Origin of the sequence: Arthrobacter gengyunqii (assembly GCF_023022985.1) — a bacterium.
GTDB lineage: Bacteria > Actinomycetota > Actinomycetes > Actinomycetales > Micrococcaceae > Arthrobacter_B > Arthrobacter_B gengyunqii.
In genome coordinates, this window is record NZ_CP095461.1 from 976,305 (window position 1) to 1,001,684 (window position 25,380).

The window sequence follows — 25,380 nt, forward strand, 5'->3', positions numbered from 1 at the left end:
CTGCTTCTTTGCCGGGAGCCGTCCCTCCGGTCTTCCTGCCCGTGATCCGGACTGCCGGCTGTTGCCGGAGTTGTCCGTGATGCCCGCCACCGCCGTGTGTTTGACGCGACACGTGATCTGCCCTCATACTTGGAATCGATTCCATGGAATCGATTCCACAACGGTGTAGGGAGCAGTGTGCGGTCAACGACGATCAAAGACGTGGCAGAAAGAGCCGGCGTCTCCGCGGCAACCGCCTCCCGCGTTCTCTCGGGTCATTCCGCGACCTCCGAGGACGCCCGCCTGGCCGTCCGCACGGCAGCCGAAGAACTGGGCTTCCGTCCCAACGCCCAGGCCCGGTCCCTGCGCAAGACCAGCACCCAGACCATCGGCCTGCTGCTGCCCGACATCCGCAATCCTTTCTTCGCTGACCTGGCCCACGCCGTCGAGCAGCGGGCCCGCGAGTTTGGCTACCTCACGCTGTTCGGCAACGCCAACGAGAGCCAGGAGCAGCAGGACAGCTACGTGGACGTCATGCTCTCGCAGCGCGTCGACGGCCTGATCGCCGCTCCGCAGGGCGAGGCCCGGGACCTGTCCGGCCTTCTCGCCGGAGAGGTGCCCACGGTGTTCGTGGACCGCGTGGTCGACGGCGCGGAGGTCCCCACCGTCACCGCGGACAATGCCGGCGGCATCACCGACGCCGTCCGCCACCTCGCAGCGCTGGGCCACACCCGGATCGGTTACATCGCCGGACCCCAGGCCACCTCCACCGGACGCGAACGGCTGGAGGCCTTCCGGGCCGCCGTCGTCGAAACCGGAAGCGACCAGGACGCCGATCTCGTGTACTTCGGTGATTTCCAGTCCGCCAGCGGTGCGGCAGGAGCACGCTTCCTCCTGGACCTGGAGGTTCCGCCCGCTGCCCTGCTCGCCGCGGACAGCCTGATGAGCATCGGTGCGGTGGGTGTCTGCAACGAGCGCATGCTCTCCATCGGCAGTGACCTGGCCTTTGTGGCCTACGACGACATTGAAGCCTTCACGCTGGTCAACCCGGCGCTGACGGTTATCGCCCACGACGTCCACGCCATGGGGCGTCTGGCCGTTGACCTGCTGATCGCGGAAATAGCCGGGGAATCACCCCCGTCCGTGGTGCTCCCCAGCAGGCTCATCATCCGCGGCTCGACACCGAGCCTTTCAGAAGGAAACCCAGTATGAGCGAGAAGTCCATCCTGACGCTGGAGGGCGTCACCAAGTCCTTTGGGCCGGTGACGGTGATCGACGGCGTCACGGTCCATGTGCGCCCGGGCAAGGTCCAGGTGCTCCTGGGTGAAAACGGCGCCGGAAAATCCACCCTGATCAAAATGATGTCCGGGGTGTACCAGCCCGACGGCGGCCGGATCCTCGTGGACGGCCAGCCGGTTTCGCTGCCGGATACCAAGGCGGCCGAAGCCCTGGGCATTGCCACCATTCACCAGGAACTCAACCTCGTGGGCTCCATGTCGGTGGCGGAGAACATCTGCCTGGGCCGGATGCCGCGAAAATACGGACTCGTGGACCGCCGTGCCATGAAGTCCCGTGCGCGTGCCGCCCTGGACCTGATTGGCCTGGACGTTGATCTGGACCAGCCGGTGGGGGAGCTGGGCATCGCCCGCCAGCAGCTGGTGGAAATCGCCAAGGCGTTGAGCCTGAACGCCCGGATGCTCATCCTTGACGAGCCGACGGCGGCACTGACCACCCGCGAAATCGCCTCCCTCTTCGCCGTGGTCGAAGACCTGCGGCGGAAGGGCGTGGGCATGGTGTTCATTTCCCACCACCTGGACGAAATTGCCACCATCGGAGACTCCGTTTCGGTGCTGCGTGACGGCAAGTTCGTTGCGGAAGTTCCGGCCGACACGCACGAAGACGAGCTGGTGCGCCTGATGGTGGGCCGCGAAATCAGCCAGCAGTTCCCCCGCCGCCGTGAGTACGACGGACCGGACCGGACCCTGCTCGAGGTGCAGGGACTCTCCACGAAGGGGCTGATCCACGACGTTTCCTTCTCGGTCCGTGCCGGCGAGGTCGTTTCGCTGGCAGGCCTGATGGGAGCGGGACGCACTGAGGTGGTGCGTGCCATTGCCGGGGCCGACTCCTATGCCTCCGGGACCGTGAAGGTCCGCGGCACCGTGCTGCCCAAGGGCGACATCGGCGCCGCGATCCGTGCCGGCATCGGACACGTGCCCGAGGACCGCAAGGTCCAAGGCCTGGTGCTCGGCGCAGCCGTCAACGACAACATCGGCTACGCCACTCTGGCCTCCACCTCCAAGGCGGGCGTAGTGGACTTCGCCGGCCAGCGCCGCCGCGCCCAGGAGGTGGCAGACCGGCTGCAGATCCGCATGCACAACTTGGATCAGGCAGTGGGCTCGCTGTCGGGCGGCAACCAGCAGAAAGCGGTGTTTGGCCGCTGGATCGTCGCGGAGTCAACCGTGCTGCTGCTGGACGAACCCACCCGCGGCGTTGATGTGGGCGCCAAGGTGGAGATCTACGAACTGATCAACGCCATCACCGCAGCCGGCGGCGCCGTCGTCATGGTGTCCAGCGAACTTCCCGAGGTTTTGGGAATGAGCGACCGGATCCTCGTGATGAGCGGCGGACACATTGCCGGTGAACTCGATGCCGACGGCGCCACGCAGGACGCCGTGATGTCACTGGCGGTGCGGGATATACAGCGTGACCTGGAAGACGAACTGATGAAGGACGGATCATGAACAAGGCAGCGGTGCAGACACCGGAAACGGGTGTGCGGAAGCAGGCACCGACAACGGGTGCACGAATCAAGAAGCTCCTCGCGGACAACGGAGCCCTGGTGGGACTCGTGGTCCTGGGGCTGGCGCTCTTCATTGCCACCCCGGACTTCCTGACGGGTCCGAACCTCCTGAACATCGGCATCCAGGCCTCCGTGATCGCGGTGCTGGCCTTCGGTATGACTTTCGTGATCGTGGCTGCCGGGATCGACCTCTCAGTGGGGTCGGTGGCGGCACTGTCCGCCATGGGATCGGCCTGGATGTTCACACAGGGCAACCTGCCCGGCTGGATGGCGCTGGTGGGCGGCCTGCTGATCGGTGCCCTGAGCGGTGCCGTGAGCGGCTTCGCCGTCGCCTATGGCCGGCTGCCCTCGTTCATCGCCACCCTGGCCATGCTGAGCGTCGCCCGCGGATTGACCCTGGTCCTGTCCGACGGACGGCCGATCGCCACTGCGGATGAGGTTTCCTTCCTCGGCAGCAATGTGGGACCGATTCCCATGCCCATTGTGGTTCTGATCATTGCCGGCGTTGTCGCCGCCCTGATCCTGAACTACACCGTGATTGGCCGCTACATGTACGCCGTCGGCGGCAACACCGAAGCCGCACGGCTTTCGGGCATCCCCGTGCGCCGCGTCCTGGTGACCGTCTTCGCCCTGTCCGGGCTCTTTGCAGCGCTGGCCGGGCTCCTCCTCTCCGGACGCCTGGACTCGGCGCAGCCGCAGGCCGCATCCGGCTATGAGCTGGACGCCATTGCCGCCGTCGTCATCGGCGGAGCCTCCCTGGCCGGCGGCATCGGACGGATCAGCGGCACCCTAATCGGTGCCCTTGTCCTGGTGGTGATCCGCAACGGCCTGAACCTCTTGAACGTCTCCTCGTTCTGGCAGCAGGTCGTGATCGGCCTGGTCATTGCCGTGGCCGTGGGCGCGGACGCACTGAGGCGCAAAAACTCCACCCATTGACCCTTTTTCTTACCTCCCCACCGTCCGGTGCTGAACCCTGCTCCGGACCGCTTTCCCTTCCCATTCAAAGGAAATAACAATGAAGTTCTCCTCCGCCCGCAAGACTGCGGCACTGACCGTATCCCTGGGCCTGCTGCTGACCGCCACCGCCTGCAACCGAGGTGACGACACTTCCGCCGAGGGCGGCAACATCACCCTCGCCGTCTCCACCCTGAACAATCCGTTCTTCGTCGAACTGCGCGACGGCGCCCAGTCCGCAGCCGAAGCCGCAGGCCTCGACCTCGATGTCCTGGATGCCCAGAACGACTCCGCGACCCAGACCAACCAGCTGGCCACGGCGGCCACTTCCGGAACCGACGGCGTGATCATCAACCCGGTGGACTCCGATGCAGCCGCCGCGTCCATCAGCCCGCTGCTGGCCGATGAAACCCCCATTGTTGCCGCGGACCGCACGGTCAACGGTGCCGAGGTGCGGTCCCTGGTCTCCAGCGACAATGTGGCTGGCGGACGCCAGGCAGCGGAAGAGCTGGCCAAGGCCATGGGCGGCGAAGGTGAAATCATCATCCTGCAGGGCGTGGCGGGAACCTCGGCCAGCCGCGACCGCGGAGCGGGCTTCGCCGAAGGACTCAAGGCATACCCGGGCATCAAGGTGGCAGCGCAGCAGACGGCCAACTTTGACCGCGCCGAAGCCCTGAACGTTGCCACCAACCTGCTGCAGGCACACCCCGGTGTCACCGGCGTCTTCGCCGAAAACGACGAAATGGCCCTGGGTGCCATTCAGGCGCTGGGCGACCGCGCAGGCACCGATGTCTCCGTGGTGGGCTTCGACGGCACCGAGGGCGGCTTCGCAGCCATCCAGGACGGCACGCTCACGGCCACCATCGCCCAGCAGCCTGCCGAACTGGGCAAGCGCTCAGTGGAGGTCCTCGCCCAGCTGCTCAACGGTGAGACCGTGGAAGCCACCATCCCCGTTCCCGTCACCACCGTGAACACCGAGAACGTGGCTGACTTCGCCTCATGAAAAAAACCGGCATCCTCAATGCGCCCCTGAACGCCGCAATCGCCGGACTCGGCCACGGCCACCTCGTGGTGGTGGCCGACTGCGGCCTGCCCATCCCGGACGGTGTGCCCGCAGTCGACCTGGCCCTGGTGAAGGGAATTCCGTCCTTTGCACAGGTGCTGGCTGCACTGCTCCAGGACATCGAGGTTGAGGGGGCGCTCATGGCAGAGGAGGCCGGCGGGACCGGCATCGAGCAGCTGCTCGTGTCGGCGGGGCTGACGCCCGAAACAGTGAGCCATGAGGAGTTCAAGGCTCTCCTCCCGTCCGTACGCTTGATCGTACGGACGGGGGAGGCCACTCCATTCGCCAACGTCATACTCCGTAGCGGGGTCACGTTCTAACCGGCTGACCCCCGGGAAGCAAGTGGTTCGGAGTGCTCCTGTGACGAGTGTTACAAGGACGTAACCCTAAACTCTTATTTTCGACTCATTATTCAACTAGCTTTTCTCCTAGATCAGGAACACCTGACAAGAGCATCAAAGGCCTCGCCTTTCGATCTGGGAGATTATCTATGACTGCACTACGCACCACGGGCCGCCCGGGCCTTCACGGTTACAGCCGGGCGGCCAAGATCGCGGCGCTGGGGCTCGGTTTCGCGCTGTTCGCTTCCGGCTGCGGCGGGGGAGACACTCCCGCTGACGAGTCCACCGCCTCCGAAGGGGCGACAGCAACAGGTGCCGCCGCCGCTTCCATCAGCTGCCCGGCCAACGAGGGCGGCAAGGGCACCGACCCCGGGGCCAAGGGCGACGTCACGGCGGTGCCCGCTTCGACCGGTACCACGGACAGTGCCTTGAAGATCGGTTCGCTGCTTCCCGCCACGGGAGCGCTTGCATTCCTCGGCCCGCCAGAGATTGCCGGCGTTGACCTGGCCATTCAGGAAATCAACGAGGCAGGGGGCGTTCTGGGCCAGCCGGTGGAGGTTGTTCACCGCGATTCCGGCGACACCACCACCGACATCGCCACCCAGTCGGTCACCGACCTGCTGAGCCAGGGCGTCAGCGCCATTGTTGGTGCCGCCTCCTCTGGTGTGTCCAAGACCGTCATCGGGCAGATCACCGGCGCAGGTGTCATCCAGTTCTCGCCCGCCAACACGTCCCCGGACTTTACCGACTGGGATGACAACGGGCTCTACTGGCGGACCGCCCCCTCGGACGTTCTGCAGGGACGGACCCTCGGCAACTACATCATGGGTTGCGGAGCTCAGACCGTGGGCATGATTGTCCTGAACGACGCATACGGAACGGGCCTGCAGAGCAACATCAAGAGCTCGGTGGAGGCAGCCGGCGGCCAGGTTGTTGCCGAAGAAATGTTCAACGAGGGTGAGTCCCAGTTCAGCAGCCAGGTGGACAAGGTGGCCGCCGCCAAGCCGGACGCCATCGTGGTCATCAGCTTTGAACAGGCCAAGAGCATTGTTCCGCTCCTGACTGCCAAGGGCATTGATCCCAGCCAGCTGTTCTTCGTGGACGGCAACACTTCCGATTACAGTGCAGACCTGGCAGCCGGAACGCTCGAAGGCGCACAGGGAACCATCCCGGGCCCGTTCGCCTCGGACAACTTCAAGGAGTCGCTGCTGGCAATCGACCCGGCCCTGAAGGACTGGGCCTACGCCGGTGAAAGCTACGACGCCGTGACCATGCTTGCTTTGGCAGCAGAGGCCGCCGGCAGCACCGACGGCAAGGCCATGGCCGCCGAGCTGCAGGGCGTTTCTGCGGAGGGCGAGAAGTGCTTCGACTTCGCCGGCTGCGTGACGATCATGCGCAACGGCGGGGATGTGGACTACGACGGTTACTCCGGACCGGTGACCTTCGATGAGAAGGGCGACCCGACCGAGGCCTACATCGGCATCTACCAGTTCGACGCCGACAACAAGCCCGTGCCGAGCCGCTCTGAAGAGGGCAAGCTCTAACGAATCACAGCTCCACAAAGCAGCCCCCGCCGGTAACCGGCGGGGGCTGCTTTCACTATTGGCTGAGTATGGCCCTCAGGCCGTGTCAGCCAGCGTTCCGAGATAGAGCTGGATGACTTTCGGGTCCTTCATCAGGTCACGCCCGGTGCCGGTGTAGGCATCGCGGCCCTGGTCCAGGACATAGGCGCGGTCGCAGATCTGCAGGCACCGGCGTGCGTTCTGTTCCACCATGATCACCGAGACACCGGCCCGGTTGATTTCATGCACCCGCAGGAAGGCCTCATCCTGCTTCACCGGGGACAGGCCGGCAGAGGGCTCGTCCAGGAGCAGCACCGCCGGCTCCATCATGAGTGCCCGTCCCATGGCAACCATCTGCCGCTCGCCGCCGGACAATGATCCCGCCCGCTGTGCGCGGCGCTTGCGCAGCTCCGGGAACAGGTCCGCCACGAAGTCGAACCGCTCCTTGAACCTCTTGGGAGCCTGGAACAGGCCCATCTGCAGGTTCTCTTCAATGGTCAGCGAAGGGAAGACATTGTTGTTCTGCGGGACGAACCCCACACCGCGGCTGACGAGCTTGTTGGCCTTCAGCCCGGTGATGTCCTGCCCGCGGACCACAACGGTTCCGGAGTGCACTTTCACGAGTCCGAACATTGCCTTGAGCAGGGTGGACTTGCCGGCTCCGTTGGGGCCGATGATTCCGATCAGCTCTCCGCGGCGGGCTTCGATGCTGCAGCCGTTAAGGATGTTTACGCCCGGAAGATAGCCGGCCACCAGGTCGGTTACCTTTACGACGGAATCGCCGTCGAATGCCTCCGCTGTCATGACTTTTCCTTCTGTTCATCAATTCGGCTGCCGACGATGCCGTCAGCTTCGGTGCCCACCGAGGACTCGGGGTCGTGCTCCAGTTCGGCCTCGAGCTTCTCGAAGCCCTCGGAGTCTGCGAGGTCCACATCGTGGTGCGCGCCCAGATAGGCGTCGATCACGGCCTGGTCCTTCATGACCACATCAGGCGGCCCCTCGGCCACCACTTTCCCCTCGGCCATGACGATGACCCAGTCGGCGATGTGGCGGACCATATGCATGTCGTGTTCAACGAACAGGACGGTCATGCCTTCGGCCTTGAGGTTCTTGATGTGATCCAGCAGGGACTGCGTCAGCGCCGGGTTAACCCCGGCCATCGGTTCATCCAGCATCACGAGCTTGGGCCGGACCATCAGGGCCCGGGCCATCTCCAGCAGCTTGCGCTGCCCGCCCGAGAGGGATGCCGCATAGTCGGTGCGCTTGGCATCCAGTTTGAACTTGGCCAGCAGCACATCGGCCTGCTTCGTGATTTCGCGTTCCCGGCCCCGCCACAGCGGCGGCAGGAACGCCTTCCACAGCGACTCGCCGGGCTGTGCCGTGGCGCCGAGCCGCATGTTTTCGATGACGGTGAGCTTGCCCATGACCTTGGTCAGCTGGAACGTGCGGACCATGCCCATCCGCGCCACTTTGTAGGCGGATACCCCGGCCAGATCACGGCCTTCAAACTGCCAGTCACCGGTCTGCGGGGTGTCGAACCCCGTGAGCAGATTGAACAGTGTCGTTTTGCCGGCACCGTTGGGGCCGATGAGGGCCGTGATCTTATTCCGCGGGATTTCCACATGGTCCACGTCGACGGCGTTGATTCCGCCGTAGGTGCGCGTCACGTTCCGGGCCACCAGTATGGGATCACGCTTGCGGCAGCCGGGTTCCGCGGGACCCTCGGCAATGGGGCGGGAGTCAGTCATGTACTCGGACGAGGCCGGATCCGCTGTTCCGACATCGACTGCTGCTGCATCTGTTGCTGCCGGATCTGTTGCTGCCGGGGGTTCGGCGGCGTGGGCGCCTCTGGGCCGGGTGCCGTTGTCCGGTTCATTTGCCTGGGAACTCATGCGAACGCCAGCTCCTTCTTATTGCCCAGGATGCCCTGGGGCCTGAAGATCATCAGCAGCATCAGTGCCACACCAACAAGGATGTAGCGGATCTGCGCCGCTTGGGAAGTGCTGATGAAAGTGATGATGTCGTTTTCAATCGCGCCGTAGAGCAGGCCCTGGGTTACGGAGAGCAGGACCCAGAAGATCATGGCGCCGATGACCGGACCCAGGACCGTGGACATGCCGCCAAGGAGCAGGGCGGTGTACAGGTAGAAGGTCAGCTCGGTGCCGTAGTTGGCCGGCTGCACAGCATCCCGGGGAAGGGTGAAGATGATGCCTGCGAGGGAGCCGAGGATGCCACCGATGACCAGCGACTGCATTTTGTAGGCGTAAACATTCTTGCCCAGGGCGCGGACGGCGTTTTCATCCTCGCGGATGCCCTTGACGACGCGGCCCCACGGGCTGCGGATCAGCATCCACACCAGCAGGCAGGCGACGATGACCAGGGTCCAGGCAACAATCCGAACCCAGACATCCCGCTCGTTCATGGCGAAGGGGCCGAGGTTGTAGTTGCCCGGCGGCACCGGGTTGATGCCGTAGAAGTCGCCGGTGAAGGCGGCCAGTCCGTTGGCCGAACCGGTCACGGACGTCATCCCGTTGGTGGTCACGATGTAGCGGATGATTTCCGCGGCCGCGATGGTCACGATGGCGAGGTAGTCAGCCCGCAGGCGCAGCGTCGGGATACCCAGGATGACGGCGAAGACCGCGGATGCCGCAAGCGCGATCAGCAGTGCCACCGGCAGGGGAGCGTTGAAGGACAGAATGGGGATGGCGAAACCGTAGGCACCCACGGCCATGAAGCCGGCCTGCCCAAAGTTCAGCAGCCCGGTGTAGCCGAAGTGCACGGCCAGGCCCAGGGCCGCCAGGGCATAGGCCGCCGTGGTGGGGCTGATGATCTCGTTGAGTGCACCGAGAAAGATATTTGCGAAGTCCATGTGAGCGAAGCCCCTAACCTATGCGCTCGCTGCGGCCGAGGATTCCCTGCGGCCGGACGAGGAGGACAAGAATCATGATGACCAGTGCGCCTACGTATTTGAGGTCCGCTTCCAGCCACAGGGTGGAGATCTCCACGAAGAGCCCCACGAGCACCGATCCGATCAGCGCCCCGAACACGGTGCCGAGGCCGCCGAGGGTGACGCCGGCGAAAATCAGCAGCAGGATCTGCTGGCCCATGTTGAAGGACACTCCGGGGCGGTAATAGGCCCACAGGATGCCGCCCATGGCGGCAAGAGCGCCGCCGAGAACCCAGACAATCCGGATCACGCGGTCCACATCGATGCCGGAGGCAGCCGCCAGTGACGGGTTGTCCGCAACGGCGCGGGTGGCCTTTCCAATGCGGGTCCTCAGCAGCAGCATGGCGACGAGCAGGATGACGGCCAGGCTCACCCCCAGGGAAATCAGGGTGTTCCGGGGGATGGAAACCGGTCCAAGTTCCAGGAGCGGGCTTTGCGAACCCGGCAGCTGCTGCGTGCCGCCGCCAAAGAAGAAGAGGACCGTGTAGCGCACCGCAACGGCCAACCCGATGCTGACGATCATCATGGGCACCAGGCCGGTGCCGCGGCGGCGGAGCGGTTTCCAGAGTCCGGCGTCCTGAACGTACCCGAAGGCTCCGCCGCCGATCACCGCCAGAGGCAGGGCGATCCAGGCGGGCATCCCCATCGCAGCGAATCCGAAGGCCAGGACGGCGCCCAGGGTGACCATCTCGCCGTGGGCGAAGTTTGTCAGGCCGGTGGTGCCGAAGATCAGGGAGAGCCCCACTGCGCTCAGCGCCAGCAGCAGGCCGAAACTCAGTCCGGCGACGGCGCGTTCAGTGAGGATGGAGGCGAAGCTGTCCTGCTGCAGGACAATGCCTTCGCCGAGCAGGAACAGCGTGGTGATGTTGGAGGTGCCGGCAAACGTAACGGTGCGCGGGTTCTGCTGGTTCTCCGCCAGCGCCACACCCTCCGGAAGCGTGGACTCGTCCAGTTCCACTTCAAACGCACCTTGTTCGGGGACGCCGATGGACCAGGACCCGTTGGCCGCGGTGAGTGTTTCGCCCTCGTATCCGTTTCCGGAAGCGGTGACTCGCACTCCTTCGAGCGGAACGCCCGCGTTGCGGATCACTCCGCTGATCCGGTCGCTGTATTCAGAACCGTCTGTGGCGGCGTCGGCATCTTGGCCTTCAGCGGGTGCGGACGTGCTCTCCGACGGCGACGGCGCCGGTGTGGCTGTTGTTGCGTGAACGGCAGGAGCAGAGAGCAGCAGGGCGGCGAACATCGCCGCCACCGCCGCCAGCATCCCCAGATACCTGGTCAGCGCCGATGTTCTTAGCAAATTCGAAAACCTCCACGCCAAGGCCGTGTGCACCGAGGAAATCGGCACTTAGGCGGATCTAATAGTGACGTCTGTCACGGACTGGGGATCATGCTACCTACAGAATGTTTCAGGGAGTGACGTATGACTCGGGTCGAATGTCGCGATCGGGTAACGACTTACGCCGCAGGGCCGAAAAAGCCAGTGCCATGGCCCCAGACCCGGCCGTGGATGCGCAACTGTTATCGCAGCTCACCCTGCAGCGGGGAATCTTCAATCCTCCGGGCCCGTTGACATTGGTAGGCTCTAGGTAAACAGCCCCCCAGATGGAGGACATTTCATGGCACTTGGCGGTAATCCGGTTTTTAACGGAAAGAATTTTAATTCCACGGTTCGCGGAGGCGGGATGAACCAGGGTTCCCTGGCCACCCAGCCCCAGGGGCAGATGACCCCGCAGCAGCTGCAGGAGCTCTACACCGCTCCGTCCGCTGGTCCCTCCCAGACGGGACGGATGACCTACGACGACGTCATCATGAAGACCCTCGCCTGCCTGGCCGTGGTGCTGGTTGGCGCTGCCATTCCCATGCTCATCATTCCCGGAGCAGCCGCGCCGCTGATGATCGTTGGCGCACTGGGCGGGTTCGTCCTGGGCCTGGTGAACTCGTTCAAGCGCGAACCCGCACCGGCCCTGATCCTGGCCTATGCCGCACTCGAGGGTCTGTTCCTTGGCGGCCTGACCCTGGTGCTGGACAACATGTTCCCCGGCATCGGCCTGCAGGCCGTCCTCGGCACGCTCTCCGTCTTTGCCGTGACCCTGGTGCTGTTCAAGAGCGGCAAGGTCCGCGCCACCCCCAAGGCCATGCGATTCTTCATGATCGCGATGATCGGCTACGCCGTGTTCTCTCTGGTCAACATGGGCCTCATGATGTTCGGCGCCGTGGATGACCCCTGGGGCGTGCGCGGCTTCGACATCGCCGGCATCCCGCTGGGCATTATCATTGGCCTGTTCGCCGTCGGCCTGGCCGCGTTCTCCCTGATCATGGACTTCACCTCCATCGAGCAGGGCGTGCAGGCCGGCGCGCCCCAGCGCTACTCCTGGACCGCTGCGTTTGGCCTGACCGTGACGCTGGTCTGGCTCTACGTGGAGATCATCCGCATCCTCGCCATTCTCCGCGGCGACGACTAACCCCTGAATGCTCCGGGTCCGCCCGGAGCATCGAACCGAAAGGCCAGCAGGCACATGTGCCTGCTGGCCTTTCGTCGTTTTTCGTCGGACGAAATCCGTGTCGATTGATAAAAAGCAGCGGGCACTCTGTGTTCCCCCGGCACCGGCCCGTATGCTCATCGGCCAGAGGGGCGGGAGTGCGCAGGAGCGGAAGGGGACAGGGTGACGGAGCGAACAGGTACCGAACTGTCCCCGGTGCGGCTCCAGGAGCTGCTGCTCGAGTACCCCGCACTCGACGATTTCCTGGCCGGGCTGGCGAATGAACTCTCCGATCAGCTCGCGGATCTGGACGTTACGGGGGCTTCCTTTACCGTGGTGCGGCCGCGCCGTCAGATGCTGCACGCGGGCAGCCATCCGGGATTCCCATCCGCCGGGACGGGACAGCACGGTGCCGGCCCCGCGTCCGGTGTGCTGGCCACCGGGCTGCCGGTGGTGGTGCGCCACCTGGACGGGGAAAGCCGTCGTCCGGAAACGCTGACCGTCCCGCCGGGGGAGGACGTGGCAGCCTTCGCCTCCGTTCCGGTCCCGGTTCAGGTTCCGTTCGCGGGACCGTGCGGAGCGGTGTTCACCGTGTATTCGGACCGCCCCGGAGCCTTCGGCCCGGAGGCCGTGCGGTCCGTCGAGCGTGCTGCGGCGGAGTCGGCAACCATGCTTGCCCTGGCCCTGCGCCTGGATGCCCAGACGCACCGCGCAGACAACCTCCAGGCGGCGTTGGAATCCAGGACCGTGGTGGATCTTGCGGCCGGAATCATCATGGCTCAGAACAATTGCAGCCAGCAAAGCGCCGTGGACATCCTGCGCAGCGTGTCCAACAGTCGCAACGTGAAGGTCCGGGACGTGGCTGCCGGCGTCGTAGCCGTGGTCTCGGACCGGGTAAGCACCCACTTCGAGGAGTGAGCGGTTGTACGCTGGAACAATGAGCGTTCCAGCCACGGCACCCGCAGTTATCCCGGCCACCGGCACCCAGTACGGCATTGTCCGAGAGACCCCGGCCGGACGCGCTGAAGCCCGCATCGCGGCACTGGCCGGTGCCCTGCGCAGCTATGCCGTCGCCGGCACAGACTACGTGGAGACGTATCCCGACAACTCGCTGCCGCCGTCGGCCTGCGGAATCCTCCTGGCACCCTGGCCCAACCGCGTGGCCGGCGGACAATGGACACTCCACGGCGAACCGCAGCAGCTGGACATCACTGAACCCTCCCGCGGCAACGCCAGCCACGGACTGCTCCGCAACACCGGCTACCAGCCCGTGGACGCCCCGGCCGGGCAGGACAGCAGCATCACCCTTTCGGCCGAAATTTTCCCGCAGCACGGATATCCGTTCCACCTCGTTCACGAGGGGACCTACAGCTTGGACGACGACGGCGGACTCCGCGTGCGCCAGGGCCTCACCAACGTGGGGGAGGACCCGGCCCCGTTCGCCCTGGGAGCGCATCCGTTCCTGCGGATCGGTTCGGTTCCGGTGGAAGACCTGACACTGACACTGTCCGCGGAGACCCGGCTGACCGCCAACGAGAACCTGATCCCCGAAGGCAGCGAACCGGCAGCAGGGAACTATGACTTCAGGGCCGGCCTTCGGATAGGGGACCGGGCGCTGGACAGTGCCTACACCGGGCTGGACCTGACGGACGGGGAGCACCGGCACCGCCTTGCCGCACCTGACGGCAGAAACGTCACGCTGTGGAGCGCTCCTGAGTTCGGTTACGTCCATGTGTTCCTCACCGACAAGTTTCCCGGCCGCTCCCGGGCGGTGGCTCTGGAACCCATGACTGCCCCGGCCAACGCCTTCAACTCCGGTGTTGGACTGCGCTGGCTGGAGCCCGGAAACACTTTTGCCGCAGAGTGGGGAATCCGACCCGGCCAGGGTGGCTGAAGGCCGGACGTAAAGGAGGGTATTACAACCCTTGAGTGTGGAAAGATGACCCCATGAGACCTCACGCACGCAGCATCGCCGCGCCCAAAGCGGTGCAGGCTGCGGCAGTCCGCTCCGGCCGGGGCAACGACGATGTTCCCTATGCGCTGCGCGTCAGCGCTGCCTGGTCCTGGCGCCTGGGCGTGGTGCTCATTGTCGCCGCAGGCCTCATTTGGGTCCTGCGGTCTTTCTCCCTGCTGATCATTCCCCTGATGGTCGCCGGCCTGCTGGCCGGCCTGCTCTCCCCGGTCAGCGGATGGCTGCGACGGAACAAGGTGCCCGGCGGCCTGGCCGTGGCGGTCACCATCGTCGCCTTCCTGGGCGTGATCGTGGCCGCGCTGACCCTGGTGGGGCGGCAGCTGGCCAGGGGCTTCCGGGACTTGTGGGACGAGACCCTGGCAGGGGTGTCACAGGTCCAGGAGTGGCTCGCCTCGGGACCTTTTCAGATCACCACCACCCAGATGGACACACTCCTGCAGGAAGCCACCAACGCCCTGCAATCGAACTCCGCCAACATTGTCTCCGGAGCCCTCTCCGTGGGCACGGGGGCCGGGCACTTCGCCGCGGGCGTGCTGCTAACACTGTTTGCCCTCGTCTTCTTCCTCCTCGACGGCCGCCGCATCTGGCGCTTCGTGACCGGGATGCTGCCGCGCCGCGCCCGCCCGGCGGGCTACGGGGCCGGCATCCACGGCTGGGATTCAATGGTCAACTACGTCCGGGTGCAGCTGCTCGTGGCCTTCATCGACGCCGTCGGAATCGGCGCCGGTGCCGCCATTATCGGAGTGCCGCTGGCGCTTCCACTCGCCGTCCTGGTGTTCCTTGGCTCCTTCGTTCCCCTGATCGGCGCCGTCCTCACCGGATTCGTGGCAGTGCTGCTCGCCCTTGTTGCCAACGGCTGGGTCAACGCCCTCATCATGCTGGGCATTGTGCTGCTGGTTCAACAGCTCGAATCCCATATCCTCCAGCCCTTGATCATGGGCCGCGCCGTCGCCCTGCATCCCCTTGCGGTGATCCTCGCCGTCACCGGCGGCACCCTGGCGGCAGGAATCCCCGGCGCCCTGTTCTCCGTTCCACTGCTGGCCATCCTGAACACCGTGGTGCGTTACATCGCCTCCCGCGGATGGGAACGGGACGCGGCGCTGGCACGGGACCCCGTTTTTGGCCCCGCCGGCGGACCGCCGCCGCGACCCGAAGAATCCGATGAGGCGTTGGCTGACGACGCGGAAGAAGAGAAACAGCTGTGACCGATTTGTCCCAACTGGCCGTGACACTGGATGACATCGAGGCGGCCGCCAAACTGCTGGACGGCGTCATTGCCCGGACGCCCATCGAGGTTTCCCGGGCCTTGGGGCGCCAGACCGGCTCCGACGTCTACTTCAAGTGTGAAAACCTGCAGCGTGCCGGATCGTTCAAGGTCCGCGGTGCCTATGTCCGGATGGCCAAACTGTCACCGTCCGAACGCGACAGAGGCGTGGTGGCTGCCTCTGCCGGCAACCACGCGCAGGGCGTGGCGGTTGCTGCCGCACGGCTGGGCATCAAGGCCCGGATTTTCATGCCCCTGGGCGTGGCCCTGCCGAAGCTGGCCGCCACACAAAGCCACGGGGCGGAGGTTGTGCTGCACGGCCACAACGTGGACGAAGCACTCGCGGAGGCGAAGCGGTATTCGGACGAGACCGGTGCGGTTTTCGTGCACCCCTTCGACAACGTGGACGTCGTCGCCGGCCAGGGGACCATCGGACTGGAGCTGCTTGAGCAGATTCCGGATCTGGACACGGTCCTGATGGGCGTGGGGGGCGGCGGGCTGCTGGCCGGCGTTGCCGTCGCCATCAAGGCACGGGCCAAGGAACTGGGCCGGGAGGTGCGCATCATCGGCGTCCAGGCCGAGAACGCCGCAGCGTACCCTCCCTCGCTGGCGGCTGATGCTTTGGTCCCGCTGACCAAGGTGTCCACGATTGCCGACGGCATCGCCGTCGGGCGTCCCGGACAGCTGCCCTTCTCCATCATCAAGGAACTGGTGGATGACGTGGTGACCGTCAGCGAGGACTCGCTGGCGCGGGCGCTGATCTTCCTGCTGGAACGGGCCAAGATGGTCGTGGAACCGGCCGGTGCGGTGGGCGTGGCCGCCCTGATGGACGGCAAGATCGAAAATCCCGGGAAGACCGCCGTCATCCTGTCAGGCGGCAACATTGATCCCATGCTGATGCTCAAGGTGATCCAGCGCGGGCTTGCCGCCGCCGGCCGGTACCTGGTGGTGCGGATCCTGCTGGATGACAGGCCCGGTTCGCTGGCCACCATTTCCCGGATCATCGCTGAATCCGATGCCAATGTCACCGGCGTCGACCACACCCGGGTGGGCGGCTCCATCTCCATGGGTGACGTAGCCATCACCATCAACATGGAGACCAAAGGGCATGAGCACTGCGAGCTGGTATTGAACAACCTGCGGGCCGAAGGCTTCCAGCCCATAGTGCTGCACGGGTAGGCGATGCTAGCCAAGCGGGCCAGGACGGCCCTGTACGTGTCGCTGGGCCTGGCTGCACTGATCTGGGCGTGCTATTTCATCGCCCTGCTCATTGGCCCGTCATCCCTGCGGGAGTTCGGGATCCTGCCGCGGCGGCTCGACGGGCTGGACGGTATCCTATTCGGCCCCCTGCTGCATGCGGGCGTGAACCACCTGCTGGGAAACACGCTGCCGCTGGTCGTCTTTTCCTTCCTGACGCTGCTGGAGGGCGCCCGGCGGTACGCCGTGGTGCTGGCGACGTCCTGGCTGGCGTCGGGGGTGGGCGTCTGGCTCTTCGGCGGCGGGCTGACCGTGGGGATTTCGGGCGTCGTCTTCGGATTGTTTGCCTACCTGATGGTCCGCGGAATCTACAACCGGGACATCGTGCAGCTGCTGCTGGCGGGAGTCCTGTTCCTGATTTACGGGTCCCTGCTCTGGGGCGTGCTGCCGGTGAACATCGGCGTCTCCTGGCAGGCGCACCTCTTTGGAGCCGTCGGAGGCGTGCTGGCGGCCGTGCTGCTCAGCCGGCACCGGCAGAACAGGCGCACAAGCAAAAGCGGGCCCTCCCGATGGGAAGGCCCGCAGTAATGCGGAAAAGCCTGGCAGTGCAGAAAAACTAGCCGGCGTAAGGCTTGGCCGAGATGATCTCCACCGAGATGTCCCTGCCGTTCGGGGCCGTGTAGGTGGCGGTGTCGCCGGCCTTCATGCCCTGGATCGCCGCGCCCAGGGGCGACTTCTCGCTGTATACGTTGATGTCTGAGTCACCGGCAATTTCGCGGCTTCCCAGCAGGAAGGTCTCCACGTCGCCGGCAACCTTGGCTTCCACCAGCATGCCGGGCTCAACGACGCCGTCATCCGCCGGGGCTTCGCCCACGTGCGCGGTTTCCAGGAGCTGTGTCAGCTGGCGGATGCGGGCCTCAGCCTTGCCCTGCTCTTCCTTGGCTGCGTGGTACCCGCCGTTTTCCTTCAAATCGCCCTCGGAACGCGCCTGCTCAATACGGGCAACGATTTCCGTGCGGCCGGGGCCGGACAGGTGATCCAGTTCCGCCTTCAGGCGGTCATAAGACTCCTGAGTGAGCCAAGCGGCGGGTGCGCTGTTGGTAGACACGGGTCTCTCCTTTAAGTGACGACCGGACCAAGACATCTGGTCCGGCAGGCTGATATTGCTCTGGGGCCGGAATGGCCTGACAAGCAAAGACCCCGCCGGGCGGTGACCGGTCACTGGGATGATCACCTGGCGGGGCATAACGTAGGGTCCATACTAGTCAGCCAAAGCGAATTACCCAAGAACCCCGCGGACGGAGTCCGGCGAAGCGGTTCCGCTCCTAGTCATCGAGGAGCCAGCAGGCGTTCACTCCGCCGGTTACGCCCAGGGAATCCGTGCGGACATCCACCCGGTGGCCGGTGGTGGCTTCTTCGCCCGGACCGATGGTGACCTGCTTCCATCCCACCACGGCGTAGCTCTGGCTCAGGACCTGGACGGCGCAGGACGCGCTGTCTTCAGGATCCTTGGTGACTTGGAAGTCGACTGTGGCATGGGTGGCGTCGGTAATGCTGAAGCCAACGTCCTTGAAGCTCACTTCGCCGTTGGGAGAAGGCATCGCCATGAGGGCGGCGGCGCCGCACGCCAGCAGGACGGCCGCGCTGCCGGCAATGATCTTGGTCCGCCGGGACAAGCCCGGCTTGGGTGCGCCGTAACGATTGGCTAATCTTGTTGCGGACGGAAAATCATCCGGGGTCTGCTCGGGGGCGGGCTGCTTGACAGGACCTTCCTCAGTGCTCACCGCTTCATTTTATCCGAGTTTCCCCGTCCGATTTTCGCCAACCTTCCCAGGAGCTGCTTCGTGCCGACCGCCCCGCTTGATAATTCCAGCCGCGAGGAACCGCTGCGGCTCCTCGCCGTGCATGCTCATCCCGACGACGAGGCCAGCAAAGGCGCGGCCATGATGGCCTTCTACGCCGCTCAGGGTGTGGATGTCATGGTTGCCACCTGCACGGGCGGTGAGCGCGGCAGCGTGCTCAATCCCGCAATGGATTCCAATGCGGCCGCGAAGCGGGACCTTGCCGGGCTGCGCCGGACCGAAATGGCCAATGCCCAGCGGGAGCTCAATGTGCAGCACCGCTGGCTGGGATTCATGGACTCCGGCCTTCCGGAAGGGGATCCGCTGCCTGACCTGCCCTTTGGCTGCTTCGCCCTGGAGCCGCTCGAGCAGGCCGCCGCACCCCTGGTCAAGCTCGTGCGCGAATTCCGCCCGCACGTCATCATCAGCTACGACGAGAACGGCGGCTACCCGCACCCGGACCACATCATGGCCCACAAAGTTGCCGTGGAAGCCTTCAACGCCGCCGGGGATCCGGACCGGTATCCGGGCACGGGTGAGCCGTGGGAACCGCTGAAGCTGTACTACGACCGCGCTTTCAATCCCGAACGTTTCACCGCGCTGCATCATGCGCTGGTGGAAGCGGGCGTGGACTCGCCCTACGCCGAGCGCATTGCCGCCTGGCAGGAAGCCGACGCCGAGGGGCACCAGCTGCCGGCGCCCACCCACCCGACCACCACCCAGATCCCGTGCGGAGACTTTTTCGAAGCCCGGGACCGGGCACTGAAAAGCCACCGCACCCAGGTGGACCCGGACGGCTTTTTCTTCGCCGTCGATGCGCCGACCCAGCGAAAGATCTGGCCCTGGGAGGATTATTCGCTGATCATGTCAAGAGTGGACACTGAGCTGCCTGAAACGGACCTGTTCGCTGGCCTACGATAGAGGGCAGGGACGGCGGAACGCCGCCTGCTGCCAAGAGAGAGAAACACCGTGAACTTCCTGTACAGCCTGCCCCTTACCGTTCCCCCCGGCTCCGAGGACGGCGAGCTGAAAACCGGCCTGAGCATCGCGGATGTCACTCCCGGCCTGTTCGGATTCCTGGCCACCCTTTTCCTTGCGCTGGCTGTGATTTTCCTCATTCGCGACATGGTGAAGCGTATCCGCCGGGTCCGCTACCGTGAACAGGCCCTCACCGGGGAAGGCACCGACGTGTTCATCCCCAGCACCGAGGACGTCCGGGCCCAAGAGGCACGCGCTTCCGGAGCCGTGTCCTCTGAAACCGGTGCTTCGAGGACCGAAGCTGACGGGGAAGGCAGCACCCCGGGTTACTACAAGCGCGGCTAGGAGGTCACCATGGCCGGCAGACTGCAGGGTGAGGCTTCGGCCTATCTGCGCCAGCATGCCGGCAACCCGGTGGACTGGTGGCCGTTTGGTGATGAAGCCTTCGCCGAGGCGAGGCGCCGGAACGTTCCCGTCTTCATTTCGGTGGGTTATGCGGCCTGCCACTGGTGCCATGTCATGGCCCACGAATCCTTCGAAGACCCCGCCACCGCGGCCTTTCTGAAGGAGAACTTCGTCTCCATTAAGGTGGACCGCGAGGAACGCCCGGACGTGGACGCCGTGTACATGGCGGCCACCCAGGCCATGACGGGCCAGGGCGGCTGGCCGATGAGCGTCTTCACCCTTCCGGACGGCCGGACGTTCTATGCCGGAACGTATTTCCCGCCGCGTCCGGTCCAGGGAATGCCGTCCTTCCGGGACGTCCTGGAGGCGGTTGCCTCCGCGTGGAAAGACCGTCCGGATGAGGTCCGGGAGAGTGCCGGGCAACTGGCGGCACACCTCGCCTCAGCCCAGCAGGGAAACCGGCGGTTGCTGGGCGCGGTCCTGGACACCGGCCTGGAATCGGATACCGGCGATGACGCGGCCGCGGCCGCGGAGGCGTCGCACCGTGTCCTGTCCGGCGCCGTCGAGACACTCGCCGGTCTTGAGGACCGGCAGTTCGGCGGGTTCGGGGGTGCGCCGAAGTTTCCGCCGTCCACGGTGCTGCGGTTCCTGCTGGCACACGCCGGCACCGGAGCATCCAGGGAAGCCTCCGCCGGGCCAGCCACTGCATCCGAAGCTGCGGAACTGGCGGACCGGACCCTGGGCGCGATGGCCCGCAGCGCCCTGTATGACCAGCTTGAGGGCGGCTTTGCCCGGTATACGGTGGACCGCCGCTGGGCCGTCCCGCATTTTGAAAAGATGCTTTATGACAACGTCCAGCTGCTGTCGCTCTACGCGCAGTGGGCGCGGACGGCCGGTGATCCCGGAGACCGGAGGCTTGCCCTGCGGGTGACCCGTGAGACGGCGGACTGGATGATCGGCCGGCTGCGGGTGGAGGGAGGCGGATTCGCTTCGTCCCTGGACGCTGACACTGTCATTGAGGGACACCGCGTGGAGGGCGGCACCTACACCTGGACGCCCGGGCAGCTGCGGGAGGCCCTGGATCCCGGGCACGCGCAGGAAGTGCTGGATTTGCTGGACCTGGAATCCGGGAACATGGCCGCCCACGGCGGAACGCCGGGTCCCGACGGCAGCATCGGCAGCACCCTGCACTTCGGCCGGGCGCTGAGTGCCTCCGAGGAAGAACTCTGGCTGCGGCACCGGCCGTCCCTGCTGGCCGCGCGAAACCGCCGACCGCAGCCGGAACGCGATGACAAAGTGGTGGCCGGGTGGAACGGGCTGGCCGTTGGTGCGCTGGCCTCCGCCGCCGTTGTCCTCGCTGATATGGGGGAGGGCACGGCGGAGAAGGAGGAGGCCGCCCGCGTTCTCCGCGCCGCCGAGGACGCTGCCTCCTACCTTCTGCACGTACACCGCGCCGGGCCCACGCTGCGCCGGGTGTCACACGACGGGCGGGCGCAGGGCATTGAAGGGCTGCTGGAGGACTATGCGGCTGTAGCGGAAGGCTTGTTCACGCTCTACGCCGCCACCGGGAACGAGCAGTGGTACACCGAGGCCGAAGCGCTGGTTCACGCCGCGGAACAGCGTTTCCTTGTTGCCGGGGTGCTGCAGGACACCGCTGTGCGGCCCAACCAGCTGGCCAATGCCCAGGGCGCGCAGGCCGCCGCCGATCCTCTGGACGGGCCAACCCCCAGCGGGGCAGCCCTGTTCGCCGGCGTGCTGCTGACCTACTCCGCGTATTCGGGATCGCTGCGGCACCGGGCGCTGGCGCAGGCGCTCCTGCGGCACGTGGAAGTGGTGGGCGCCCAGGCACCGCAGGCGGCCGGGTGGGCCATGTCGGTGCTGCAGTTCCTGCTGGACGGGCCGAGGGAACTGGCGGTGGCCGGTACGGATGCCGCGGCCGTTGCCGACCTGCTCCGGGCAGCGCGCGACGCCGGCGGGCCGGGCCTGGTGATTGCCTCGCGGATCGCGGCGCCCGCCGCTGGGGCCGGCACCGCCTTTGAAACACGCGTGCCGCTGATGGAAGGGCGGGATCCGGGTTCCGCAGCTGCGGTGGCCTACCTGTGCCGGGGGATGGTCTGCCGTCGGCCGGTCAGCTCAGCTGCCGAACTGAACGCGCTGATCACCGGGGAGTAAAGCTGATGCACCGGCGGCCCGGGATCAGGAAGCGCCCACCGACAGCACTGCCATCAGGATGGCTGCGTAGTGGCACGCGAATCCAAGCAGCGTGAAGGCGTGAAAAATCTCGTGGAAACCGAACCAGTCCAGTGAGGGGTTGGGTTTCTTCATCGCGTAGATGACGGCTCCGGCGATGTACAGCGCCCCGCCCACCAGAACCAGCACCGCTGCCGCGGGGTTGACCCTGAAGAAATCCGGGATGTAGAACAATGCCGCCAGGCCCAGGACAATGTAGGCCGGCGTATAGACCCAGCGCGGTGCGTGCAGCCAGAGCAGCCGGAACAGCACCCCTGCCGCGGCTCCGCACCAGATGAACCACAGCAGGACCTTGGCCTTTTCCGGCGGCAGCAGGGACCAGGCCAGGGGAGTGTAGGACCCGGCGATGACCAGCATGATGTTGGTGTGGTCCAGCCGCTTGAGGATGGTCTTGACCCTGGGCGACCAGTTGCCCCGGTGGTAGACGGCCGAAACGCCGAACAGCAGCACACCCGTGACTGCGTACACCGCGGAGGCTATCCGGGTTCCCGTGGTGGGGGCCAGGGAGATCAGGATGATCCCGGCGGCCAGGACAAACGGTGTTGCTCCGGCGTGGAGCCAGCCCCGGAATCGAGGTTTGATCTCCAGGATGTCCGCGGCACGTTCCACAGCGGATTCAACCGGTCCGGGAGCTTTCCGAGAGCTGGGATTGTGCTCCGGCGGAGCGGACGACGATGAAGATGTCATGCAGAAAATCCTAACCTACGAGTGGGTAGGTTTCGGTGTGTCCGGTGCTCAACCGGTGCCTCGAAGCTGCGGGTGCCGGCGGTGCCCCGCAAGCGGACGTGCAGGGGATGCGCGGGCGGGGAGCGCTCCCGGAGGTGTTTGGAGCTTTTTGGGAATACACTTTTTAAGCGCCTCCCACTTCCGCGGAGACGTTTTTCCCGCAGGACAGGACAGGCAGGTGCAGCTCCGCATGAGGTTCCCGGGCGTCGCGTATGCCTTCTACGAACGCAAGCTGCGCCGCAGCCTCAGCCCGGACCGCATTCCCGAGCACATAGGCGTCATGGTGGACGGCAACCGGCGGTGGGCAAAACTGGCCGGCGCCCCCACGAGTGACGGCCATCAGGCAGGCGCGGACAAGATTCTGGAATTCCTGGGCTGGTGCCAGGAACTGGGTGTGCACCGGGTGACGCTGTACATGCTCTCCACCGACAACTTGAACCGGGACCCGGATGAACTGGATCCGCTCCTGGACATCATCGGCAACACCTTGGACCGGCTGGGGGAGAGGGGAGACCTGAGGGTCAACGCCGTCGGCGCCCTGGACATCCTGCCCGCCAACCTCGCGGCCAAGCTCAATGCCCTCAAAGCCAGCACCAGCGGGGCCAGCGGACTGCACGTCAACGTTGCCATCGGCTACGGCGGCCGCCGGGAGATCGTGGACGCCGTCAAGGAACTGCTGAATGACGCCGCCGCGCACGGCAAAACGATCGAGGAGATCACCGAGGAACTGTGCGATACGCAGATCTCCGAGTATCTCTACACGCGCGGCCAGCCGGATCCGGAGCTGGTCATCCGCACCTCCGGCGAACAGCGGCTCTCCGGATTCCTGATGTGGCAAAGCGCTTACAGCGAGTTCTATTTCTGCGAAGCCCTCTGGCCGGACTTCCGCCGGGTGGACTTCCTGCGTGCCCTGCGTGACTACGCCGATCGGCAGCGCCGCTTCGGTTCCTGAGCCTGCCTCCGGCTTGGTTGCCGCGGGTTTCCTGTTCCCCGTGTGAACAGCAGGTTAACTCCGGTCCCGCGGACAAAAACCGGGCCGTGTCCTGCTGCGACACCGGGCACGTGCGGCGTACCTTGGTGCTATTGATCAGCGACCCGCTGATGGAACCGGAGACCGGATGCTCGCCGAGCGCGTGGTGCAGGAAGGCCGCAGTGCGGCCTTTCCCGGTCTGCGGCCCTCCCCGCCCAGCTATTCGGGGCCCTGCCCCTGACTGGAGTCTCCGTGGCTATTTCTTCCTCTCCGCGAACCTCTCCCGATGCCGAAGGCTATGTGCTGGACACCTCGGTCCTGCTCTCGGACCCCAAGGCGATCCTGCGCTTCGCTGAACATGAGGTGATTGTTCCGCTGGTCGTCATTACCGAACTGGAGAAAAAACGCCATGATCCGGAACTCGGATACTTTGCCCGGACTGCCCTGCGCCTGCTGGATGACCTGCGGATTGAACACGGCGGGCTGAGCGAACCCATCCCGCTGGGCGACTCCGGGGGCACCCTGCGGGTGGAACTGAACCATGTGTCGGTGGACGTCCTTCCGGCCGGTATCCGCGGAACCGACAATGACAGCCGCATCCTCGCCGTCGCCCGGAATCTCGCGGATGAGGGACGGAACATCACCGTGGTGTCCAAGGATCTGCCCATGCGGGTCAAGGCTTCGGCCGTGGGACTCAAAACCGACGAGTACCGCAGCGACCTGGTCCGGGACTCGGGCTGGACCGGCGTCGTCGAACTGGATGTTGCCGAAGCCGATGTTGACGGCCTGTATGAACACCGCCCCGTGTTTATTCCGGCAGCGGCGGAACTGCCGGTGAACACCGGGGTGGTCCTGCTCTCCGGCCGGGGCTCTGCGCTGGGGCGGGTCGGTGCGGACAAGCAGGTGCGGCTGGTCCGCGGGGACCGCGATGTGTTTGGCCTGCACGGGCGATCGGCGGAACAGCGGCTGGCGATCGATCTGCTGATGGATTCGGAGGTGGGGATCGTGTCCCTGGGCGGCCGGGCCGGCACCGGCAAGTCAGCCCTCGCGCTCTGCGCCGGGCTGGAAGCCGTGCTGGAGCGGCGGGAGCACCGCAAGGTGGTGGTTTTCCGGCCGCTGTATGCCGTCGGAGGCCAGGAACTGGGTTACCTGCCCGGCACGGAGGCCGAGAAAATGGGGCCGTGGGGCCAGGCAGTCTTCGACACGCTTGAGGCCCTGGTGTCCAAGGAGGTGCTGGAGGAGGTCCTGGACCGGGGCATGCTGGAGGTCCTTCCGCTGACGCATATCCGCGGACGGTCCCTGCATGACTCGTTCGTGATCGTGGATGAGGCGCAGTCGCTGGAGAAGAACGTGCTCCTGACGGTTTTGTCCAGGATTGGCCAGAACTCGCGCGTGGTCCTGACCCACGACGTCGCGCAGCGCGACAACCTGCGGGTGGGACGCCATGACGGGGTGGCCGCCGTCGTCGAGACGCTGAAGGGCCATCCGCTGTTTGGACACATCACCCTGACCCGATCGGAGCGCTCGCCGATCGCGGCCCTGGTGACGGAGCTGCTGGAGGAGGGGCAGATCGGCTGAGGACAGGCGGCCTTTTCCACAGACCGCGGCTGTTCCGAGCCTGGGGCAGCAGTGATGGCGTACGGTGAGG

General features: G+C 65.6%; 24 protein-coding genes. 17 read left to right on the forward strand and 7 right to left on the reverse strand.

What is annotated here, in order from left to right; translation table 11 throughout:
• The first annotated feature begins 201 nt into the window (after positions 1 to 201).
• The 6 genes from MUG94_RS04500 (at position 202) to MUG94_RS04525 (ending at position 6,681) form a co-directional block, all read left to right on the forward strand.
• Positions 202 to 1,191, forward strand: a complete 990-nt coding sequence (locus MUG94_RS04500) for a LacI family DNA-binding transcriptional regulator (protein WP_227907973.1) — start codon at positions 202 to 204, stop codon at positions 1,189 to 1,191.
• A complete protein-coding gene (locus MUG94_RS04505; RefSeq protein ID WP_227891473.1) occupies positions 1,188 to 2,720 on the forward strand; it encodes a sugar ABC transporter ATP-binding protein in 1,533 nt (510 codons plus the stop codon). Before MUG94_RS04500 ends, MUG94_RS04505 begins: the two co-directional genes overlap by 4 nt.
• Positions 2,717 to 3,715, forward strand: a complete 999-nt coding sequence (locus MUG94_RS04510) for an ABC transporter permease (RefSeq protein WP_227907974.1) — start codon at positions 2,717 to 2,719, stop codon at positions 3,713 to 3,715. Before MUG94_RS04505 ends, MUG94_RS04510 begins: the two co-directional genes overlap by 4 nt.
• Before the next feature lie 79 nt (positions 3,716 to 3,794).
• Positions 3,795 to 4,736: a substrate-binding domain-containing protein gene (locus MUG94_RS04515; RefSeq protein ID WP_227907975.1), complete on the forward strand. Its 942-nt coding sequence runs from the start codon at positions 3,795 to 3,797 to the stop codon at positions 4,734 to 4,736.
• Positions 4,733 to 5,116: a D-ribose pyranase gene (rbsD, locus tag MUG94_RS04520; protein ID WP_227907976.1), complete on the forward strand. Its 384-nt coding sequence runs from the start codon at positions 4,733 to 4,735 to the stop codon at positions 5,114 to 5,116. Before MUG94_RS04515 ends, rbsD begins: the two co-directional genes overlap by 4 nt.
• A 170-nt stretch (positions 5,117 to 5,286) precedes the next feature.
• Positions 5,287 to 6,681 (forward strand): ABC transporter substrate-binding protein, encoded by a 1,395-nt coding sequence (locus tag MUG94_RS04525; protein ID WP_227891469.1) that lies wholly within the window; start codon positions 5,287 to 5,289, stop codon positions 6,679 to 6,681.
• A 75-nt stretch (positions 6,682 to 6,756) separates the two neighbouring features.
• On the opposite strand, the gene MUG94_RS04530 is transcribed toward MUG94_RS04525, so the two are convergent.
• The 4 genes from MUG94_RS04530 to MUG94_RS04545 form a co-directional block, all read right to left on the reverse strand.
• Complete coding sequence (locus MUG94_RS04530) at positions 6,757 to 7,503, reverse strand: ABC transporter ATP-binding protein (protein WP_227907977.1); 747 nt, start codon at positions 7,501 to 7,503, stop codon at positions 6,757 to 6,759.
• Positions 7,500 to 8,447 (reverse strand): ABC transporter ATP-binding protein, encoded by a 948-nt coding sequence (locus MUG94_RS04535; protein WP_227908116.1) that lies wholly within the window; start codon positions 8,445 to 8,447, stop codon positions 7,500 to 7,502. Before MUG94_RS04535 ends, MUG94_RS04530 begins: the two co-directional genes overlap by 4 nt.
• 140 nt (positions 8,448 to 8,587) lie before the next feature.
• On the reverse strand, positions 8,588 to 9,568 hold the full coding sequence (locus MUG94_RS04540) for a branched-chain amino acid ABC transporter permease (RefSeq protein WP_227907978.1): 981 nt from the start codon (positions 9,566 to 9,568) through the stop codon (positions 8,588 to 8,590).
• A gap of 13 nt (positions 9,569 to 9,581) precedes the next feature.
• Complete coding sequence (locus tag MUG94_RS04545; RefSeq protein WP_227891820.1) at positions 9,582 to 10,910, reverse strand: branched-chain amino acid ABC transporter permease; 1,329 nt, start codon at positions 10,908 to 10,910, stop codon at positions 9,582 to 9,584.
• A gap of 355 nt (positions 10,911 to 11,265) precedes the next feature.
• On the opposite strand from MUG94_RS04545, the gene MUG94_RS04550 reads away from it, so the two are divergent.
• From MUG94_RS04550 to MUG94_RS04575, 6 genes are all read left to right on the forward strand, one after another.
• Positions 11,266 to 12,111, forward strand: coding sequence for a Bax inhibitor-1/YccA family protein (locus tag MUG94_RS04550; RefSeq protein ID WP_227907979.1), 846 nt, complete (start codon positions 11,266 to 11,268; stop codon positions 12,109 to 12,111).
• 201 nt (positions 12,112 to 12,312) lie between these two features.
• Entirely contained in the window at positions 12,313 to 13,047 is a 735-nt protein-coding gene (locus tag MUG94_RS04555) for a GAF and ANTAR domain-containing protein (protein WP_227907980.1), read from the forward strand.
• A 19-nt stretch (positions 13,048 to 13,066) separates the two neighbouring features.
• Positions 13,067 to 14,023 carry an aldose 1-epimerase family protein gene (locus tag MUG94_RS04560; protein ID WP_227907981.1) on the forward strand — a complete coding sequence of 319 codons (957 nt, stop codon included), beginning with the start codon at positions 13,067 to 13,069 and terminating at the stop codon, positions 14,021 to 14,023.
• 53 nt (positions 14,024 to 14,076) lie between these two features.
• Entirely contained in the window at positions 14,077 to 15,306 is a 1,230-nt protein-coding gene (locus tag MUG94_RS04565) for an AI-2E family transporter (RefSeq protein WP_227891463.1), read from the forward strand.
• Positions 15,303 to 16,544, forward strand: a complete 1,242-nt coding sequence (gene ilvA, locus MUG94_RS04570; protein ID WP_227891462.1) for a threonine ammonia-lyase — start codon at positions 15,303 to 15,305, stop codon at positions 16,542 to 16,544. Before MUG94_RS04565 ends, ilvA begins: the two co-directional genes overlap by 4 nt.
• Positions 16,545 to 16,547: 3 nt before the next feature.
• Positions 16,548 to 17,150, forward strand: a complete 603-nt coding sequence (locus MUG94_RS04575; RefSeq protein ID WP_227907982.1) for a rhomboid family intramembrane serine protease — start codon at positions 16,548 to 16,550, stop codon at positions 17,148 to 17,150.
• A 28-nt stretch (positions 17,151 to 17,178) separates the two neighbouring features.
• On the opposite strand, the gene greA is transcribed toward MUG94_RS04575, so the two are convergent.
• Both greA and MUG94_RS04585 read right to left on the reverse strand, forming a co-directional pair.
• Positions 17,179 to 17,670: a transcription elongation factor GreA gene (gene greA / locus MUG94_RS04580; protein ID WP_227907983.1), complete on the reverse strand. Its 492-nt coding sequence runs from the start codon at positions 17,668 to 17,670 to the stop codon at positions 17,179 to 17,181.
• Between the two features lie 217 nt (positions 17,671 to 17,887).
• Positions 17,888 to 18,346, reverse strand: coding sequence for a DUF4307 domain-containing protein (locus MUG94_RS04585; protein WP_227907984.1), 459 nt, complete (start codon positions 18,344 to 18,346; stop codon positions 17,888 to 17,890).
• Between the two features lie 60 nt (positions 18,347 to 18,406).
• On the opposite strand from MUG94_RS04585, the gene mca reads away from it, so the two are divergent.
• Genes mca through MUG94_RS04600 form a run of 3 tightly spaced genes read left to right on the forward strand, consistent with a single transcriptional unit; the run spans position 18,407 to position 21,958 of the window.
• Positions 18,407 to 19,324, forward strand: a complete 918-nt coding sequence (gene mca / locus MUG94_RS04590; protein ID WP_227907985.1) for a mycothiol conjugate amidase Mca — start codon at positions 18,407 to 18,409, stop codon at positions 19,322 to 19,324.
• A gap of 48 nt (positions 19,325 to 19,372) precedes the next feature.
• Positions 19,373 to 19,726: a hypothetical protein gene (locus tag MUG94_RS04595; protein ID WP_227891457.1), complete on the forward strand. Its 354-nt coding sequence runs from the start codon at positions 19,373 to 19,375 to the stop codon at positions 19,724 to 19,726.
• A gap of 9 nt (positions 19,727 to 19,735) precedes the next feature.
• On the forward strand, positions 19,736 to 21,958 hold the full coding sequence (locus MUG94_RS04600) for a thioredoxin domain-containing protein (protein ID WP_227907986.1): 2,223 nt from the start codon (positions 19,736 to 19,738) through the stop codon (positions 21,956 to 21,958).
• A gap of 24 nt (positions 21,959 to 21,982) precedes the next feature.
• Here the strand turns inward: MUG94_RS04600 and trhA are convergent, their stop codons facing one another.
• Positions 21,983 to 22,723 (reverse strand): PAQR family membrane homeostasis protein TrhA, encoded by a 741-nt coding sequence (gene trhA / locus MUG94_RS04605; protein ID WP_227891455.1) that lies wholly within the window; start codon positions 22,721 to 22,723, stop codon positions 21,983 to 21,985.
• A gap of 229 nt (positions 22,724 to 22,952) precedes the next feature.
• Here trhA and MUG94_RS04610 point away from each other — a divergent pair, with 229 nt between their 5' ends.
• Together MUG94_RS04610 and phoH2 are read left to right on the forward strand one after the other, a co-directional pair.
• A complete protein-coding gene (locus MUG94_RS04610; RefSeq protein WP_227891454.1) occupies positions 22,953 to 23,714 on the forward strand; it encodes an isoprenyl transferase in 762 nt (253 codons plus the stop codon).
• Positions 23,715 to 23,984: 270 nt separating this feature from the next.
• A complete protein-coding gene (gene phoH2 / locus MUG94_RS04615) occupies positions 23,985 to 25,310 on the forward strand; it encodes an RNA 5'-3' helicase PhoH2 (RefSeq protein WP_227907987.1) in 1,326 nt (441 codons plus the stop codon).
• Positions 25,311 to 25,380: the final 70 nt, after the last annotated feature.